Source organism: Asaia sp. SF2.1, from assembly GCF_000505765.1.
GTDB classification, from domain to species: domain Bacteria; phylum Pseudomonadota; class Alphaproteobacteria; order Acetobacterales; family Acetobacteraceae; genus Asaia; species Asaia bogorensis.
In genome coordinates this window covers 24,648-42,369 of the sequence record NZ_AYXS01000001.1, presented here as the reverse complement: position 1 = coordinate 42,369, position 17,722 = coordinate 24,648, and the positions used below count along the sequence as shown (strand labels likewise).

The window sequence follows — 17,722 nt, the reverse complement described above, 5'->3', positions numbered from 1 at the left end:
TCCTGCAAACGCGATATAACTCTGTACTTTGGTCAAGCAGCGGGTTATCTAACCCTAGTCTCCCAAAAATGCGTGGTATGCCTATGGCGACGTCCTTCTATGAAGTGCCGCTCGTTAGCGCGCCGCAATCGTTCTCGACGGATTTCAACGGCTCGACCTACAGCCTGCGGTTCACCTTCCAGAACGTCGACCAAGGCGGCTGGCTGCTCGACATATATGACACGTCAGCCAATCCGATCGTGTTGGGTATTCCCCTCGTAACCGGTGCTGATCTCCTCGCTCAATATGCCTATCTGGGCTTGGGAGTGAGCTTGTATCTTGTAACCGACGGCGATTCAGGTGCGGTGCCCACCTTTTCTGATCTGGGCGTCGCGTCACATCTATATTTGGCAGTTACGTCATGAGCGGTACTCGGCAGTACTTGCGCGTCTGCTCGCTGCAAGTAGCTGGGCAGTCCGGATCAGGTATAGAGTTGTCTGCATTGCGGGTGACTTTTCAGATCACTCACGGCACTCAGCAAACGCCACGCGTCTTGCAAGCAAGAGTCTATAATCCCAGCCCATCGACCATACAGGCTATCGAAAAGCAATTCACCCGAGTGGTATTATCCGCGGGCTATCAGGGCAATGCCGCCACGATATTCTCGGGAACGATTGCTCAGACCCGACACGGGCGTGAAAACCCGGTGGACACGTTTATTGATATCTTTGCATCCAGCAATGAACAATCTTACGCCACCGCCACGACCCAGCAGGTTCTTGCCCCGGGGTGGCAATGGAAAGACGTCCAGTCGCAGGCCGTGACAGATATGGCTGACGATAACATCGCCGCAGGCGCTTTCCCTGACATATCTGGATCGGGAGCGCGCCCCAAAGTGATGTACGGTATGACGCGCGACATTTGCCGCGTTGCTGGAACAAGTACGGGCAGCGCCTGGAATGTGTCGGATGGGGCATTAAATTTCAATCAGATCACCGCAATGCAAAAAGGCGGAGGCGGCAAAAGCATCGCATTGACACCAAAGTCTGGGTTGGTCGGCATTCCAGTGCAAGTTCCCGGCGGCGTACAGGCGACATGCCTTCTAAACCCGGATCTGCAAGTTGGCGTGAATGTGACGCTAAACGACAGTCTGGTTTTAGGGCAGCAAGCGGACCTCTCATACGGGGCGACCGACGGTGGAAATTTTGAGTACACCACTGACAATGGAGTCACACGCCGGACCGTTATGGGCATCTCGCCGACCGGATCTTACAGTGTTGTTTTCGTGGAACATATCGGGGATACGCGCGGCGACCCTTGGTATTCTACCATAACCTGCATAGCGACCGACGTGTCGGCGGTTCAATCGCGTTCGTTGTTGGGAGCGTTCTGATGACCGATATCCGAGAGCGTTATTCCGACAGAGAAGAAGAGGCGCGGATATGGCTGGACAGCCTCCAGGCGCGCATGTGGACGGCGCTACCGGGCATAATTCAGGGGGTTACGTTCGACAATGGCGCCCCCTACGCCTCGGTCGCCCTTGCGGCAAAAGGAACCGCGGTAGCCGATGATGGGTCGATAAGTTCTCACGATCTGCCCGGCCTTCCCCACTGCCCGCTTTACTTCCCAAGGGGGGGCGGATTCAGCCTTACGTTTCCTGTAAAACAAGGAGACGAATGTCTGGTCATCTTCGCGTCAAGGTCCATCGACGACTGGTGGCAAAGCGGAAAGGGACAGACGCCCTATGATCTTCGACAGCACGATCTCTCTGACGGGATAGCCTTCGTTGGGCTGACGAGCTCTGCCCGCCCGTTGGCGGGCATTTCAGAGCAGGGCGCTCAACTGCGTTCGGATGATGGAGGCGCGGTCATCGACCTCCAGAACGATGCGATTACGATGACGGTTGGCAGCTGCGTTATGCGGCTTACCTCATCCGGATTGACCGTAAGCGGCGGCACAGTTTCCTCAGATAGCGATGTCCTAGCCAAAGGCATCTCCCTGTCGGGCCATGTTCATCCTGGCGTGCAGTCAGGCAGTGCAACGACACAAAAGCCGGAGTAGTTCATGCGCCTGCGAATGATGGATGCCAACGGCGATATGCAGTTCGGCATCGGTCAAGCCGCGTTTGAGCAGAACACCGCCGCTGCGGTCGGGCAGTTAGTCGAAACCCGCTTGAAACTGTGGCTGGGCGAATGGTTCGCGGATACCTCTGGTGGCGTGCCATGGTCCACGCAAGTCCTAGGGCGTGGAACCACCCCCACATACGACTCAGTCATTCAAGAGCGCATTCTAGACACTCCAGGGGTACAAGCAATCGCCTCTTACCGCAGCACGCTAGTCAATCGCGTTCTGACAATCTCAGCAACGGTGCAGACATTGTATGGCAGCACCAATATATCGACGGGCACCTGATGGCTTCCATCTCAAACATCTCGCAGCTCGCATGCACTGTGAGCGCTCAAGGGATCAGCGCGCCCGATTATGAAACCATCTTTGCGCGCTTGGCTGCACTCTATCAGGGAATTTTCGGATCTGATGTCGTGCTCGACAACAGCACGCAGGACGGCCAGTGGATTGGCATCATTGCCCAGGCCATCAATGCCTCCAACGCCTCAATGATAGCAGCATTCAACAGCTTTTCGCCAGCCACGGCACAGGGCGCGGGGCTATCTTCCATAGTCAAGATCAATGGGCTGACGAGATCAGTGCCGAGCTTCTCTACTTGCGACGTCGTCATCACCGGAACGGTCGGCAAGACTATTTCAGGCGGAAGTGTGCGAGATACCATCTTTGGATACACATGGTCGCTCCCAACCGTTGTGGTAGTTCCGTCTTCTGGCTCAGCAACCGTGACGGCCACCTGCACCACAGTTGGTGCAATTTCGCTCGGTCCCGGCACACTGACGATCATCAATACACCTACGTTGGGTTGGTCAAATGTCACGAATGTTTCGGCGTCCGCTCCTGGCACCCCGGCTCAAACCGATGCTTCCCTAAGGGTTCAGCAGGCATCCAGCACAATGCTTCCCAGTCAAACGGTTATGGATGGGCTATTGGGTGCCCTTCTTGCCCTTCCTGGCGTTTCAGTAGCCGAAGGGTACGAGAACGATACCGCGAAGACAGACAGCAATGGCATTCCGGCAAATAGCATAGCCATTGTCGTTGAGGGTGGAGATGCCTCAGCGATAGCGACGATTATCGCCAACAAAAAAACCATGGGGACGCCTACCTACGGTACGACAACAGAAACGATAACCGACAGCGCCGGCATCAGCAGGACAATCAATTTCTTTCGCCCGACTCCCTATCCTCTCGCTGTCCAGGTAAATCTTACAGCCCTCTCCGGTTACACAGACGCGATAGGCAGCATGATAGCTGCTCAAATCTCGGCTTATATCGAAGCGCAGACTGCTGGGAGCACGATATATACGACGCGTCTCTACGCGCAGGCGTCCCTACCAGATGCAACAGGCGGCTTAACCTACGACTTGAACTCCATACAGATGGCCGCAAACGGCGGAGCGATGTCGACTAATAACGTGACTGTTCCGTTCAACGCCCTGCCCTCTTGTCCGACTTCGAGCGTGAACATCGTAGCATCTGGGACCACCTGAAATGTCCAGCGTCAGCGACTTCACTGCGCTAATCACTTCTGAACATCAGAGCAGCCCGAAGTTTGTCGCGACCATCGCGGCGAGCGTGGAGGGCTTTGTTGATCAAATCAATGTGGCCTCATCAGCAAGCGAGTTTTACGATCTTGATAATGCCGTGGGCGCTCAGCTCGATGCAGTTGGCCTGTGGGTCGGAATCTCGCGCTATGCTGCCCTTCCGATAGAGCAGTATTTCTCTTGGGATACGAATGGCCTCGGATGGGATCAGGGGGTTTGGTACCAGATCGGCGACCCTGAAACGGAGGTCACGACGTTGGTAGATGCCGATTATCGGCAAGTAATCCGCGCCAAGATACTCTGCAATCAATGGGATGGTTCTCTGCCGTCCGCCTTAACAATCGTCCAAACGGCGATAGGCAACAACGCGATACCCATTTCCGTAACCGAGCACTCTATGGCCGTCAATTTCGCCGTTGAGGCGACGATCTCTCGCGTGCTGCAGGCCATACTTGAAGGCGGCTACCTGCCCATCAGGCCGATGGGGGTGAACGTCTCCTTCACATTCAACTGACAAACAACTTACTAGAGAGGGCCCATGGCTGGTACAAATGGATTCTTGCCGTTCGCCTATGGCACGAGCGCCAATGTCCTTTCAGACGAGGCATACCAATCTGCGCTCGCTGCCAATGGCCAATACGCCAACGGCGTAGTCCAAGGGCAGGCATCTAGCCAACAGGCTAACAAGACATGGCTGCAGGGCACATTGATGGCAGCAGTGCTCGGCCAGATCATTGCTGATATGGGGCAGAATGCGAGCGATAGTCAGAGCATTGCAACCCTCGAGCAGAACCTGATCGCAGCTCTTAGACGTTCAAGCCTCGTGCTACCATACGACAGTTCTTTCGCGAACAAAGTTGGCGGCTATCCTTCAAAAACGATCGTCGCCGACCCCACCACCACCGGCCTCTTCTGGGTCTCCACCGCCGACAACAACCTGACCACACCGGGCGCTGATAGCGCTTCCTGGGTCAATCTGTTCGCGGGGCTTATTAGCGAGAAAGAGGCGGAGGCTACCTACTTCCCCCTGACAGGCGGAAATATACTAGGCCAAGCATTCGTTACAGCTTCGTTCAGTCAGGGCGATGAAACTACGACCCAGCCAATTGGGGCTGCTTTAGGTGGCCTGCAATTCTATTTGCAACTCACCAACGATGGCGCAGCAAATACCACCTATGGGCGTCTGGTTCTTCGTGACGGTGCGGGGAACTATCACATCGGTATCCAGATCGATAATGTTGGCAATGTGACGGATAGCCAGGGAAGGCCGTTCCTGAGCAAGCCGGAAGCGGCCGACACCTATGTCGGGCAAGGCGGCGGCAACAGCGATTTCTCCGTCCAGACAGCAGGTGTCACCAAAAAGACATCGATTCCCTGGGTCTCGTATGTGGATGGTGATGGCAATACCCAGTATCTATTTATGCAGCCCGCCGGTAACTACCAGCCAGCGGGGGACTATGTAGCCAACGCTGGTGGCACTAACGGCGGTATCAAAGCTGCCACAATAGCCGAAGCAACTGGATCTCCGTCATTCCAGGACGGGAATGACAACTGGCACGTAGTGCAGCCAGCGGGGAACTATCTGGAAACTGACGAGGCGAACCAGCAGGGCGTAGTAGGGCCGGTCTACTTTGCGCAGAACCCGACCGGGACGACTGCGGCTTTCGGAGCGAGCGACAAGTCTTTCGCTACGACTGAATTTGCCACCCGGCTGAATTCCGGGCGCTTACGCGGTGTGGCTTGGTTTGGTTCTTCCGGTGTTTATTATCCCCCGCGAGTAGACCCCTCGCTCATATTCCGCGTTCGTTTGGTTGGCGCGGGTGGAGGCGGTGCTACTGCCGTGCCGCAGGACGCATATGCTTGCAATGCTGGTGCGGGCGGTACTGCAGGATCTTATGTAGAGGCTTGGTTTACCTACGAGCAGCTTTTCTCAGGTGCCAGCAATTCGTCAGTTCAGATCATCATAGGCAACGGCGGCTCCGCCAATAGCAACGGTGGCACAAGCTCCATTGGGAACGCAGTGTTCTGTTTCGGCGGATACGGTGCACCCTCCACTAATGCGGGGGGATTCTCAACCATCAGCCCAGCAGGGGCGTACAGCGCGAACCCTGCGTTTCCCAACGGGGCTTTGCAACTTGTCACAGCCATGTCAGGCGAAAGCGGCGCGGTGGGACTGGTTCTGAACCCGCAAAATGGCGGACAATTCTATGCCTACTCAGGCAAGGGCGGCTCTTCTCCGATGGGCGCAGGTGGCTTTGGGGTTGGTAACGGTACGCCTGGTGCAGGAGGGGGGAGAGGCGGCGGCGGCGGCGGTGCCTGCGGGGGATGGTCGAGCAGTGGAGGCTCCGGTCAACAAGAGGGCGGATCCGGCGGCAATGGGGCCGCATTTATAGAATGCTATGAGGGCATCACATGAACGATACGTCAATGAACAGCGTCCAGATCGCGACGGACCCCGCGGCCCACGCCTACGCGATTATCGACGCCTCCGGCGAGGTCGTAAATCGCATCGTCTGGGATGGCCGGGGCAACCTGATACTGCCGACCGGCCAGTATTGGGTAGAGGATGACGCGTCGGCCTACCCTATTGGAAGCACCTATAAAGCACCCACGCCCACATCCGGCACAGCAGGATAACCACCCATGACCTGGCGCCCATCAGCGCGGATCGTGCGCCCTGGCGGGTGCGCGACTGCGAACCTGCGTGGCATGGCCCTGCAACCTCTGCTTGCATGGCCTGACAGCAACATCAACGGCGGCGCTGATTACAGCGTCGATTTCTCGGGGGTTCTCGGATGCGGTGAGGCCGTACTTTCCTACGATTTCGACCCCGGCGCTGCTGGCTCGGTCGCATGGCTTTCGTCATACGGCTCGTGTGTCACGGCGTACATCACATGGCTCGCTGGTGGAGCTCTGTCAGTCGATGTCGCCGTTCTCTCGACGTTGGGCAACACCTATCAGGTCACGGTGTCCATTTCGGTCAGCGCCGTTCCGGCATTGATCCCGTCAGCCCCGCAACCCAGCCCCGGCCCCGTGCTGCCACTCGTGGATAGTGGTGGCATGGAAGGATGGATTGCCTGCTTGCCCGTAGGCTCGCCCTCTGGCGATGGGTGGTGGCTCAATGCGGGTATTCCGACCTTTGCCGGACGCCCTGATTCCGGAGATCCGTCGATCCCCGGCCTCACGATAACAGACGGGGCCATGAGCGATTGGCTCTCATCCCTACCGGTCACGCCGCCGACCGCTGGCTGGTGGTGCAACTCCGGTGTCATGACCTTTGTCGGCGCACCTCGCCGCAGGTCCACGCAGATCAACAGCGCCCAGATGGCCGCATGGATGGCCTCAATGCCATTCTCCCCGCCAAGCGCCGGAGGCTGGTGGAGCAACGCCAATATTCCAACCTTAACCGGGGTCATTCAATGACGCGCTTTCTCTCCCTTCTGCTTGTGCTGGGGGCATTGCCTGTTGCTGCTTTTGCGCAGTCTTCGGCGCCGCAATTCGTGCCGCCAAACGGCCTGCCGATGGATACCCCACTTGGCACGGCGCGCAATGCCGACGGGTCGGGCGTCGTTACCTTCGCGACCCTGCAGGCCGGCATTTCGTCGGCAGTCACTCCCGCCCAGATGCAGAACGCGCTGGCGGACTACCTGCCGATCGCAAGCGCTGCCTCGATCTATTTGCCTTTCGCCGGCGGGTCGCTTGCTGGCAGCCTCACCGCGTCGGGAGATCCAACGAAAGGCGGCTTTATCGTCACCGATCCGCAGCAAACGGGCATGGCCACAAGCCTCTGGTATGATGCCAACAAGGGCGAATTCACGATCGAGAACAGCACAGGGCTGAATAACGCGCTCGCCCTCAAGACGACGAATGCGAACGGCTTTGCTGCGTTGGCTTTCGATGGGCCGGATATGGCCTATGGCGGCAATTTCGAGCATGGAGCGGTGGGCTGGGGTCCTAAGCTGAAATATGGCCCCGATGTCGGATATGATTATTTCGAGATCAGCCGGTTTACCTATGACGGCATGTTCAACCGCCAGCCGGTGCCGTTCATGTGGCAGACAACGGGCACAGAACTCGTACCGTATGGACTGAACACTGCCTACGGTCTCGTGACGAAAGGTAGTACGTCCATCACCTGCATGGGCGGCTGCAACTTCCCTGGGGCAGCCGGACAGATCCTTGATACCCCTGCGGAATATGGCCTGTTCCCAGCTGGCACGACCATCGTTTCCGGCGCGGGCACACAGACGATGACGCTGAGCAACGCAGCGCTCGCGTCGTCTGCTAGTACGTCAACGGGCACATACTTCCGGTTTGGTAATGCTGAAGGGTCTCAGCACGACTTCCTCGTTTATACGCCGATGGGGAACGCTGACTATTACCGTTTTGGTGATGCCAAATGGGGCAATTTCACAAACGCCCCGTTCTTTTCCATAGACCGGGTGAATGGCCGCCTCGGCGTGCTTAACCCGCTGCCAGGCGCTCCGCTCGATGTGTCCGGCGCGATCCTGTCTAACGTTTCGGGCGTGACCAGCCTCAATGCCTACTCCGGCACCGGGGCACTTAATGCCCAGATCTCGCCCGGCGTGGCAGGGCAGAAGAATATCCTGCACGCTTATGCAGTTGGAACGAACCAGTTCAACCTGAACTGGGAAGCCAGCCCGCAGCGCATCGCCATGCAGGATGTAAACGCCGGTGCCAATATTTTCGAGTTTCGCATGGATGGTAGCTGGCAGAGCCAGCAATACGCCCACCCTGTCACTACGGTCACTGCAAACACAACCCTGAGCAACACGGCGCAGTGCGGCCAGACCGTCGCTGTAAACTCAAGCTCGGCAGTCACGGTCACGGTGGCAAATTACACACTCGTTGGATGTCGTATCACAGTGACTCAACTCGGCACCGGGGCCGTTATCATCGCACCTGCATCGGGCCTGACGCTGGGCAGTTACGGCACGCAGGCTCAGACAGGGCCTTACACCCTGCCCGGCCAATATGCTTCGGCAGTCATTGAAGCGAAAGCGCCCACCCTCGCGACAGTCGAGCGGGGCCAATGAGTGCCCGGCCTATTCCATCTTCTCAAGCCGCCCCTCACCGGGCGGCTTTTTTATTGGAGGCGACATGAGCGCCGTATCTGATGTCGTTCCTATCGATACCCTGGCCGATCACGGGCGCCGCCTAAGCGCGGTCGAGGGAGCCATTGTCGAGATCCGTCTCGAACATCGCTCGCTCTCTGACAAGCTGATGCAGATGCACGGCGAGAACAAGGCCAGTGCTGAGGCTCGTGAGAAAGCAACGCTACAGGCAATCGGCGCGGTTCGTACCGACCTGCAGAAGATCGGCAGCCTTCGCGGCTGGGCGAGCTGGGCGCTGATCGTGACCGGCGCTGCTTTCGGCTATGTCACCACGCATCTGGCGGGGTGGGTGCAATGACCGGCATCGACATCGCCCTTGCGCTGATCTCGCGTGACGACTTCGAGGGGCTGAGTCTCAAGCCTTATCTCTGCCCGGCCAATTACTGGACCATCGGTTACGGCAATCGCTTCCTTGCTGACGGCACGCCTGTCACGGCGACGACAAAGCCGATCACCCAAGCGCAGGCCCTCGACCTGCTGCGGAATACGGTCATGACCCTGCAGGAGAAGCTCCGCTCGTTCGTGACCGTTCCACTGACGGATTACCAGGAGGGCGCCTTGCTTTCATGGCAGTTCAATGTCGGCACGAACGCAGCCAAGGGCTCGACCCTGGTCCGCCGCCTGAATCAGCGCCTCTACAACTCGGCCGCACAGCAATTCCTCGTCTGGGACAAGGCCACGGTGAACGGACAGCTTGTCGTCCTGCCGGGGCTTCAGCGCCGCCGCAAGATCGAAAGCGGCGTGTTCCTTGGGCGCGGTATTCCCACAACCGGAGCATCCGCATGAACTTCGACTGGCAGACGATCTTTCAGACCGTCCTTCCCTTTCTGCCCGCCTCTCTTGCCGGCGACGCGACGACGATCCTCACCTTCATCGTGGCCCTGGCCGCCGTCATCGCCCGCTTCTGGCCGCGCCCGGCTGACGGGTCGAAGTGGCTCCCACTTTACCTGCTCGTCAACAGCGTCGGCATGAACGGCAAGCACGCCACCAACGCGGACGACGCCAAGCCCTGACTGACGACACCGGCAATCGGGCCGGGATCAGTCATCACCATCCAGAAGGAAAAGACCATGAGTGAATCAACCACCGCCGCCACAGAAACCGCCTCGATCCTCCCTGAGATCGAGACGCTGGGCATCAGCATGCTGCCGACCGTGGCTGCCATCATCATCAAGAAGCTGGCCCCGGATTGTGACGTGAATGGCGCAGTCGCAGCGGCAACCGGCATTGCCACCAATCTCAAGGCGCTTGAAACGGCTCTTGAGACCAAGACCACTCAGGCCGCGTGACGGCTGACCTCATTGCCGGGGCCGTGGCGTTCATCGTCGCGGCTCTCGGTGCCCTGATCTGGTACGCCAACCGGGCGGGGAAGAACGCAGCGTCTGTCAGCACGTCTGAGGCAGCAAAGACCTCTGCCGATGCGACGACGCTCAAGGCGCAATCAATGGCACAGGCTCAGGCAGACAAGCCAGCAACGGAAGATGCCGTATTGCAGCGGCTTGAGGATGGCACGGCGTGAGGTGGTTCGCTCTCGGGGCGCTGCTCGCGCTCTCCGCCTGTTCGTCAGTGCAGTATGTGCCCTGCCCTACCCTTGTGACTTACAGCAAGGCCGATCAGGTGGCGCTTGCTGCAGAGATCAAAGCCAGTCCCAAGCCGGAAACGGTACGCTGGATTGGCGACTATATCGGGCTGCGGGACCAGGTGCGGGCGTGTCAGAAGTGATTGGCATCAGCGTGATCGCACTGCCCCTATCCTTCGCCGTCTGGTTCGTGATGCGGGACTGAATCCCTCTCCCGCCATGCCACCGAGTAATCCGGCGCCTGATGCGCGGGCGCTCCTGGCCCTCGATGTGGCCACATGTTTGAGCGCTTCAACTGCTCGGTAATCTTCTGGGCCAGCGCGTCCATCTCAGCCCCGGTCATCTTGGCGTTCACGCGCCTCGGTTTGCCCCGATAGTCGAGCGAGATCGACATACGGATGGCGAATGTCACGTCTTCTTCGGAGGCTGGGGTCAGGTCTGTCATGCGTTAGAACAGAACGCGAACGCGCTCACAAGTCAATTAAAACTGTCTGCACAAGCAAAGGGCGGCCCGAAAGCCGCCCCTGCCTATCACCACCACAATGATTTAGCGCCCGGTTCGGTCACTGAAGAGACGCGACGCGTAACCCCTCTCGAACAAGGGTGCCGGTGCTGCGTGCCGGGCTTGATACCGGCTTGTGCTGATCAAGCTCTACTTGCCGAGGTGTCCTGAACCGCAGTACGGCGCTCGTCCTCACCATCCCATCCGAGAAAGTTCACGGGTTCGACCCGCTACCAAGTGCGTGTCCATCCACGCCGCCGCAGCCCTCGCAGAATCGCACGATCTGGCGGGTCGGTACAAGGGGAAAGCGACAGGTCCATGTGGACCACAAAGGAGTCGTCGCCTATTGCAGGATATAGCTTTTGCAGGTGTTGGCAGTTGTGGACAGTTGCAGCTAGTGCATTGAAATCGCCTATTTGGCGATGCCCTCTCACGGCGGCAACAGGGGTTCGAATCCCCTATGGGACGCTATTCGATTTTCCGCAGTTTTCTGCGGGTTCCAATGGGTAAAGAGCAAAATCCCGATTTACCAGAGTGTTGATTTTGAGCCATTCCTGAGCCAATCAGGAAGATATGGCTCTTTGGTATCAGGGGCTTCGCATGAGCGAATCAGAAAGATCAGGCATCGACCCGGCCACAGGTAAACCACTCCCCAAGGGCGTATGGTACCGAGGCGCGGGTCAGTATCAGGCCCGCAAGATGGTCGACGGTAAACGCCTGAGAAAGACTTTCGCATCCTCAGCCCTGGCTCGTCGGTGGCTCACTGAAAAGCGTGCCGAGGTCGATCTATGTCAGTTCAAAGACACATCGTCCCTCGACAAGACACCTCTCAGAAGACTGGTGGAGCGCTATCGCGACGAATGCATGGCCCATCGCCTGGCGGACCGCACTGGCCACATCCCTGCCCTTCTTGATGACCCTGTCGTCAATGTCATGGTGAACAAATGGCAGCCCGCTGACGTTCGGGCCTTTCGCGATCGCATGCTGTCCGATGGTTATGCGCCAGCGACCGTGGTCAAGCGGCTCAATCTCCTCGCAAGCATCATTCAGCATGCGATCAGTGAGTGGGATATCCACACGGTCAATCATGCCTCCGGCAGAGTTGTGAAACGGCCGCAAGGCGCTGATAGGAAGCGTAATAGACGATTGGCCATGCTAGACAATGAGCACAATCTTCGGAGTGAATATGACCGCCTGGTAGATGTTGTTTCGGCCTCTGAGCATGCTGACGATGTATGGCTTGTCAAATGGTCGATCGAACAAGCTTGTCGTTTATCGGAGTCCGTTTCTCTTTGCTGGAAAGACATCGATTTCCGTAGTCGCACGCTATCGCTTGCCAGAGTGAAGAGCGAGCGACACCGGGAGGAACTTGGCCCCGAGAAGCGCCCCCTAACGCCCGGCGCACGGCGCCTTCTCGTCGAGAAACTCGAGCAGATGCCGCACAGGCCCGAGCCGCACGAGAAAATCTTCAATATCGGCAATGAGAAGGCGTTCTCTGTCCGCTTTGGCCGGATGACCAAGCGCGCAGGCCTGACCAACCTCACCTTTCACGATCTTCGCCATGAGGCGACGTCGCGTCTCGCACGCTATCTTGCGAACCCGCTCGATTTGATGCGTGTCACCGGACATCGCGATCTGAAATCGCTCGATCGATACTACCAGCCCATCATGCAGGAACTTGCGGACAAGATTGAGGCGAATGAGCCGACGGCTATAGAATAGACGCTCGATCGCTCACCTACTTCCGATAATTATTATTATCGGAAGTAGGTCGTAAGCACCGAAAATGACGCTGGTTGAGCCAAAAATTCTGCCTCAGAGGTTCTCCGCTCTTACCAATGTGCTCCAAGCCGGCCGGCAGCTTTCGCCCCCTTTGCGGACTTACGACGGCATCACACTTTATCCCGAAAGCCGACATGAACAGTCTAACTAAACTCGGGTATAAGCACTTGTGATCTCGCTCGCTTGATGTTCTCCCAACTATCATCGGTCTGGCGCTATGGAATGCTCAACGCCCGGTGATACGCCGGCGGTAGCGGGCAAGTACGTGCGCCGGCCCGTCTGTCGAGAACACGCTAGCCAGTCCCGCCGCGGCACCAGCCGCAGCGATCTCCGCGCGTGACGCCATGGTCGCCTCATAGGCTGCGATCCCGGTCCCACGCGCCAGGGCGTCCGCAAGGTCGAGGGCGTCGGCCAAGGCCAGATTGACCCCCTCGCCGCTGAAGGGGGACATCAAATGTGCGGCATCGCCCAGCAGCGTGACAGCGGGATGCGTTACCCAGCGCGCGCCGATCGGCATCGCATACATCGGGCGGGCACTGATGAAATCGCCCTCGTCGACGAGGCGCTTCAGCTCAGGCGCCCATGTCGCGAACGCCCCGGCCATGCGCGCCCGCGCCTCGGCGGGATCTGCGTCGCACAGGGCAGCGGCATCGTCCTCAGCCATGCGGACGCCGGCATAGAAGCGGATATGGCCATGCCCGTTGCGCTGGAGGATCAGCGCGCGGTTGTCACCCACGGCGAACATCTTGCCGCGCCCGACCAGGGATGCGGCGTGAGTGTCGCGCCCCTCCTCGAAGCCGAGTTCGAGGAACACGACGCCCTGATAGACGGGCCGGATTTCGGTCAGGAAGGGACGCACGCGCGACCACGCTCCGTCCGCGCCGATCACGACGTCGAACACCTCGCTCCCGCCGTCTCGCAGGAGCCTTACCCGCTCGCCCTCGATTGCGATCCCGGAGACGCGCTGGCCCCAGCATACAACACCCGGCTCAAGCGAATTGAGCAGGATGCGTCGCAGATCTCCACGGTCGATCTCGGGGCGGTTCGCAGCCGCGCCGTCGTGGTCGAACAAGAGGCGGCCGGTCTCGTCGTAGAGACGATCTCCCTGATCCTCGGGCCGTGCGGCGTCCATGAATGCGGCCTCCAGACTGGCGGTGCGCATGGCTTTCTGCCCCGTCTCTTCGTGCAAATCGAGCGATCCGCCCTGCGGACGCTCCTCCGCATGGGCGTCGCGCTCGAAAACGGTCACGCTCATGCCGCGCTGCCCGAGCAGGCGCGCGAGCAGCAACCCACCCGGCCCGCCGCCGACGATCCCGATACGACTATCCATTGCTCCTGCCTCCCTTTGTATTTATATAGGTGCCTATATAGAAGAAACATAGGACGCTATGCAATGCCAAAGGAGCCCTGGGACCCCCTCGCTCATCCCGGCCACTATCTTAGCCGCATCGGGCGTGGCCTGACGCGGATCGGCGATGCGCGGCTGCGTCCGCTCGGGCTGGCCACGGCGCAGTTGCCGGTGCTGTCCATGCTCCAGCACGGCGAGCGCCGCTCGCAGAAGGAACTGGCGATGCTGGCGAAGGTCGAGCAGCCGACGATGGCGCAGTTGCTGGCGCGCATGGAGCGCGACGGCCTGATCCGCCGCGAGCCCGATCCCGACGACCGACGCAGCAGCCTCGTCTCCCTGACCCCAATTGCTCTCGAACGGCTGCCGATGGGACGGGAAGTGCTGCGCGACGGTAATGCCGACATGACGCGCGGCCTGACGCCGCAGGAAGTCGGGACGCTGATCGGGTTGCTCCGCCGCGTGCTCGACAATATCGAGGCCCTTTGAGCCGATCTCGCGTCAATTTTTCTTAGTGGAAACCGGCGGACAAGAATTTTTCGATCCCGTGTAACCTCGGCTGGTTTTGACCGAATTAGAAGGATGGGTAAAAGTTACTTCATCTTGTGGAGAAATGATAATGGCGACACAGACCTGCGCTCGCACCGCAACCGGCGGTGGGCCGACCCGTCTGATCCGCGAGTGTCGTGTCGCCGAGCGCGGCGACGGGAGCCACAGACCGCTTGCTCTCCTGAGATGGGTCATGGTGTTGATCTTCTTATGTTTTGGAATCCAGAAGTTCACGCCGCAATCCGCTCATGGCATCGCTATTTATATCGCCAATAGTCCGTTCGTGTCGTGGCTCATGGTATTCGGGATACGTGGCGAAGCGAATGTTCTCGGCTGCGTCGAGCTTTTCATAGCGACCCTTCTAGTGCTTGGCGCGTTCGTGCCGGTTATCTCGGCGATCGGGAGCCTCATGGCAGCCGGCACCTTCGCCATTACGTGGTCGTTCTTTTTCACGACTCCTGGCGTGGTGAGATGGAGTTTCTCGAGCGATCCGATCGCATGGAATTTGATGGGCGAGTTTCTGTTCAAGGACGTCGCTCTGTTCTGCATATGCTTCACGTTATTTCTGGCGTCGTTGCCAAAGAGGCCGCTGCCGGACCAGGTGTCCTAATCCTGCTTTCCTGATCACACACTGAGAACTGTGCAGTTGTCTGCAATCGATGACTGTCGCCCGGAAGTCGACCGACCGCTTCTACCCCGATCGAGACAGCCGGCTCGGGTCGCAAAGCTGCCCTGCCGCTTCCGCCTTCTTCCACGACGTGGCTGGCCCGCTTTGCGTTGCCGGGAAGCGGACATGGGCGGATTCTTACCCTATGCGGCGGCGACCTTCGTGCCAGTCTCTTCGCTTCGATATTCTCCCCATGCCTGCCGCAGGATCTGCACCGCCGACGACAGGAAGATGCCAGCCATAATCGTGGCCACCGCAAGGTCGGGCCAAGCGCTGGTGGTGCTCCAGACGCCGAGCGCCGCAGCCATGACGATCAGGTTGCCGATCGCATCGTTGCGAGAGCAGAGCCACACCGAGCGCACGTTGGCGTCGCCATCCTTGTAGGGCAGGAGTAGGAACACCGAGGCAAGGTTCGCGGCCAGCGCCAGGACGCCGATCGCACCCATGATCTCGGCCTGCGGAACGCCGAGGATCAGCGTGTGGTAGACGGTGGACCCGAACACCCACAGCGCCATCAGCGACAGCGAGACGCCCTTGGCGAGTGCCGCAGTGGCTCGCGTGCGCAGGCTCGCGCCGATCACCGCCAGGCTCAGACCGTAGGTGACGGTATCGGCCAGGAAGTCGAGCGCGTCGGCCTTGAGCGCCTGCGAGCCGGCGATCTGTCCCGCCGACATTTCGGTCACGAACATTGCGCCATTGATCGCGATCACCGTCCACAGGACGCGCTTGTAGCGCGGGTCTACACCGTCGAAGACCGGGACACCCTTCGGGCAGCAGCTATCCTCGACGGTGCCGCATGTCGTCACCTCGACGGTTGGTGTAATGGTTTTCGTAGGCACGACTAGAGGTGGCGGAGCGCAACAGGCGGTCTCGGGCTTGCAGCAGTTCTCGGACATGGGTGACTCCTTCTCGGGATCACCCTACAATCTCTAGCCACTAGAGCTTCAAGAGCAAAACACTATGAGCATCTCGATTGGCGAGTTGGCGCGGCGGCACTGGGGTCAAGGTGCCGACGATCCGCTACTACGAAGGCGTCGGGCTTCTTCCGACACCGGCACGAACAGAAGGGCGGCAACGGCGCTTCGGTGTGGGCGAGGTCGCCCGACTTAATTTCATTCGCTATGCCCGCGAGCTTGGCTTCGAGGTCGCCGACGTTCGTGAGTTGCTGACGCTCAGCGAGCAGCGGGAGCGTTCCTGCGGCGAGGTGGACGCCATCGCCCGCCGACACGTCGAGAATATTGACCGACGGATTGGTAAGCTGGTGGCGCTGCGCGCCGAGCTGCAACACTCGCTAGATCGGTGTGCGCACGGCACAGTCGAGGAATGCCGGGTGATCGAAGTGCTGGGCGACGGGAACGACAGGGTTTAGCGAAAGGCAGAACAAAGTAGCCCTGTCACACCGGATCAGAATGTCCGCTTCCACAGGTCTTTCGCTCGAAGCGGAAAGACCGGTTTCCCCCCGTCCCGGACGATGAGTTCCGGTATGTCTCCTTATGCGGTGATCTACTTCGGATAGATTATATTATCGGAAGTAGGTGAGATGGGCGGAAAAGGCAGCGGATAGGCCGGAAAGCGCATCTCAGAGGCAGGGTTTCGCTATGACGCAGATCACCTCCATGCTTATACGGTCGCGCTCAATGAGGGAGGTCAGCTTTCGCCCTCATCCCGGACGTGCGACATCGCGGTTTGATTTACAGATAGCAGACAGTCAGGAAATGGCGAGGAAACGGTGCCAGTCTTGTCGTTCCGATCGTCGATTTCGGCCGCTGCGAGGGGAAGGACGCGTGCGTCGTCGTCTGTCCCTATGACGTCTTCGAAATTCGCAAAATCGATCCAGATGATTTCAGACAACTGACCTTACGTCCAGAAGATCAATAATCGAGGTTACCGCGGCAAGGTTGCTTACACCCCCAATGCCGATCGATGCCATGCCTGCGGCTTGTGCCTCAAAGCGTGCCCGGGACGGGCAATCAACCTCGTCAAGGCGACGGCGAGCGCGCCGTGTTCATAACGTCAGCGCACGCAGGTGACACTATTCAAAGGGCCGGCATGGCGCCCCCATCTACCTACAGATCGATACCGGTGATGTAGCCTGTTAGCGGACTGCATAGAAAGGCGACCGCATTCGCGATGTCGTAGGTCTGGCCGACCTTCTGGACAGGCACGGCAAAAATCCCGGCGCTCATAACGACCCGTTCGACTGCAGCCCATGATGCGTCTTTGGTGACGCCGTGATCCTGCGCCATGTGCCGGAAAGCCGCTTCCAGTTTCTCGGAACGGATCGTGCCGGGCGACACGCTATTGACCGTAATCCCATCACCCGCCACCGATTTCGACAGGGAAAGCGTCAGATTGTTGATCGCCGCCTTAGCCGCCGAGTAGTCTGGCCCTGTAGCCGGAGGCATGATGCCGGCAAGGCTCGAGATAATGACGATCCTCCCCCAGCCACCCTTGCGCAGGTTGGGGAGGATGGCGCGCTTCAACCGAACTGCCGCTAATATCTTACGGTCGAACGC

Annotated in this window: 23 protein-coding genes and 1 pseudogene; 21 read left to right on the top strand and 3 right to left on the bottom strand. The window is 59.1% G+C overall.

The features are described 5' to 3' along the window. Positions 1 to 83: 83 nt before the first annotated feature. The 17 genes from P792_RS20840 to P792_RS20755 all read left to right on the top strand — a co-directional run bounded on the left by P792_RS20840 (position 84) and on the right by P792_RS20755 (position 12,585). Positions 84 to 404, top strand: coding sequence for a phage baseplate plug protein (locus P792_RS20840; RefSeq protein WP_023977162.1), 321 nt, complete (start codon positions 84 to 86; stop codon positions 402 to 404). Next, the gene (locus P792_RS20835; RefSeq protein WP_152530089.1) at positions 401 to 1,372 is read left to right on the top strand and encodes a hypothetical protein; all 972 of its coding nucleotides are present in this window, start codon (positions 401 to 403) and stop codon (positions 1,370 to 1,372) included. Before P792_RS20840 ends, P792_RS20835 begins: the two co-directional genes overlap by 4 nt. After that, positions 1,372 to 2,040 (top strand): Gp138 family membrane-puncturing spike protein, encoded by a 669-nt coding sequence (locus P792_RS20830; protein WP_023977160.1) that lies wholly within the window; start codon positions 1,372 to 1,374, stop codon positions 2,038 to 2,040. The genes P792_RS20835 and P792_RS20830 overlap by 1 nt, the downstream gene beginning before the upstream one ends. A 3-nt stretch (positions 2,041 to 2,043) precedes the next feature. Beyond that, positions 2,044 to 2,391 carry a hypothetical protein gene (locus P792_RS20825; RefSeq protein ID WP_023977159.1) on the top strand — a complete coding sequence of 116 codons (348 nt, stop codon included), beginning with the start codon at positions 2,044 to 2,046 and terminating at the stop codon, positions 2,389 to 2,391. Then, positions 2,391 to 3,593: a baseplate J/gp47 family protein gene (locus tag P792_RS20820; protein WP_023977158.1), complete on the top strand. Its 1,203-nt coding sequence runs from the start codon at positions 2,391 to 2,393 to the stop codon at positions 3,591 to 3,593. The genes P792_RS20825 and P792_RS20820 overlap by 1 nt, the downstream gene beginning before the upstream one ends. Position 3,594: 1 nt before the next feature. Beyond that, positions 3,595 to 4,161 carry a DUF2612 domain-containing protein gene (locus P792_RS20815; RefSeq protein WP_023977157.1) on the top strand — a complete coding sequence of 189 codons (567 nt, stop codon included), beginning with the start codon at positions 3,595 to 3,597 and terminating at the stop codon, positions 4,159 to 4,161. Positions 4,162 to 4,185: 24 nt separating this feature from the next. Beyond that, positions 4,186 to 6,063 carry a hypothetical protein gene (locus tag P792_RS20810; protein ID WP_023977156.1) on the top strand — a complete coding sequence of 626 codons (1,878 nt, stop codon included), beginning with the start codon at positions 4,186 to 4,188 and terminating at the stop codon, positions 6,061 to 6,063. After that, positions 6,060 to 6,284: a hypothetical protein gene (locus tag P792_RS20805; RefSeq protein ID WP_152530088.1), complete on the top strand. Its 225-nt coding sequence runs from the start codon at positions 6,060 to 6,062 to the stop codon at positions 6,282 to 6,284. Before P792_RS20810 ends, P792_RS20805 begins: the two co-directional genes overlap by 4 nt. A 6-nt stretch (positions 6,285 to 6,290) precedes the next feature. Then, a complete protein-coding gene (locus tag P792_RS20800) occupies positions 6,291 to 7,070 on the top strand; it encodes a hypothetical protein (RefSeq protein WP_023977154.1) in 780 nt (259 codons plus the stop codon). Beyond that, a complete protein-coding gene (locus P792_RS20795; RefSeq protein WP_023977153.1) occupies positions 7,067 to 8,704 on the top strand; it encodes a hypothetical protein in 1,638 nt (545 codons plus the stop codon). The genes P792_RS20800 and P792_RS20795 overlap by 4 nt, the downstream gene beginning before the upstream one ends. Before the next feature lie 64 nt (positions 8,705 to 8,768). Then, positions 8,769 to 9,080 (top strand): hypothetical protein, encoded by a 312-nt coding sequence (locus P792_RS20790; RefSeq protein ID WP_023977152.1) that lies wholly within the window; start codon positions 8,769 to 8,771, stop codon positions 9,078 to 9,080. Beyond that, complete coding sequence (locus P792_RS20785) at positions 9,077 to 9,568, top strand: lysozyme (RefSeq protein WP_023977151.1); 492 nt, start codon at positions 9,077 to 9,079, stop codon at positions 9,566 to 9,568. Before P792_RS20790 ends, P792_RS20785 begins: the two co-directional genes overlap by 4 nt. After that, positions 9,565 to 9,795, top strand: coding sequence for a hypothetical protein (locus P792_RS20780; RefSeq protein WP_023977150.1), 231 nt, complete (start codon positions 9,565 to 9,567; stop codon positions 9,793 to 9,795). The genes P792_RS20785 and P792_RS20780 overlap by 4 nt, the downstream gene beginning before the upstream one ends. A gap of 57 nt (positions 9,796 to 9,852) precedes the next feature. Then, positions 9,853 to 10,071 carry a hypothetical protein gene (locus P792_RS20775; RefSeq protein WP_023977149.1) on the top strand — a complete coding sequence of 73 codons (219 nt, stop codon included), beginning with the start codon at positions 9,853 to 9,855 and terminating at the stop codon, positions 10,069 to 10,071. Next, positions 10,068 to 10,301: a hypothetical protein gene (locus P792_RS20770; protein ID WP_023977148.1), complete on the top strand. Its 234-nt coding sequence runs from the start codon at positions 10,068 to 10,070 to the stop codon at positions 10,299 to 10,301. Before P792_RS20775 ends, P792_RS20770 begins: the two co-directional genes overlap by 4 nt. Then, positions 10,298 to 10,504, top strand: coding sequence for a hypothetical protein (locus tag P792_RS20765; RefSeq protein WP_023977147.1), 207 nt, complete (start codon positions 10,298 to 10,300; stop codon positions 10,502 to 10,504). The genes P792_RS20770 and P792_RS20765 overlap by 4 nt, the downstream gene beginning before the upstream one ends. 959 nt (positions 10,505 to 11,463) lie before the next feature. Next, positions 11,464 to 12,585, top strand: a complete 1,122-nt coding sequence (locus P792_RS20755) for a site-specific integrase (RefSeq protein WP_023977145.1) — start codon at positions 11,464 to 11,466, stop codon at positions 12,583 to 12,585. 286 nt (positions 12,586 to 12,871) lie between these two features. On the opposite strand, the gene P792_RS20750 is transcribed toward P792_RS20755, so the two are convergent. Continuing rightward, on the bottom strand, positions 12,872 to 13,975 hold the full coding sequence (locus tag P792_RS20750) for an NAD(P)/FAD-dependent oxidoreductase (protein ID WP_023977144.1): 1,104 nt from the start codon (positions 13,973 to 13,975) through the stop codon (positions 12,872 to 12,874). Between the two features lie 63 nt (positions 13,976 to 14,038). On the opposite strand from P792_RS20750, the gene P792_RS20745 reads away from it, so the two are divergent. After that, positions 14,039 to 14,479, top strand: a complete 441-nt coding sequence (locus P792_RS20745; RefSeq protein WP_023977143.1) for a MarR family winged helix-turn-helix transcriptional regulator — start codon at positions 14,039 to 14,041, stop codon at positions 14,477 to 14,479. Positions 14,480 to 14,603: 124 nt separating this feature from the next. Then, positions 14,604 to 15,149 (top strand): DUF417 family protein, encoded by a 546-nt coding sequence (locus tag P792_RS20740; protein WP_369794195.1) that lies wholly within the window; start codon positions 14,604 to 14,606, stop codon positions 15,147 to 15,149. 200 nt (positions 15,150 to 15,349) lie between these two features. On the opposite strand, the gene P792_RS20735 is transcribed toward P792_RS20740, so the two are convergent. Continuing rightward, positions 15,350 to 16,102, bottom strand: a complete 753-nt coding sequence (locus tag P792_RS20735; protein ID WP_023977141.1) for a cation transporter — start codon at positions 16,100 to 16,102, stop codon at positions 15,350 to 15,352. 64 nt (positions 16,103 to 16,166) lie between these two features. Here P792_RS20735 and P792_RS20730 point away from each other — a divergent pair. Both P792_RS20730 and P792_RS39560 read left to right on the top strand, forming a co-directional pair. Beyond that, positions 16,167 to 16,575: pseudogene (locus P792_RS20730) on the top strand (MerR family transcriptional regulator). 501 nt (positions 16,576 to 17,076) lie between these two features. Next, positions 17,077 to 17,217 carry a 4Fe-4S binding protein gene (locus P792_RS39560; protein ID WP_200863446.1) on the top strand — a complete coding sequence of 47 codons (141 nt, stop codon included), beginning with the start codon at positions 17,077 to 17,079 and terminating at the stop codon, positions 17,215 to 17,217. 55 nt (positions 17,218 to 17,272) lie between these two features. Here the strand turns inward: P792_RS39560 and P792_RS36335 are convergent. After that, positions 17,273 to 17,722, bottom strand: a 450-nt coding sequence (locus P792_RS36335) for an SDR family oxidoreductase (RefSeq protein ID WP_035439197.1), incomplete at its 5' end; no start/stop codon positions are given.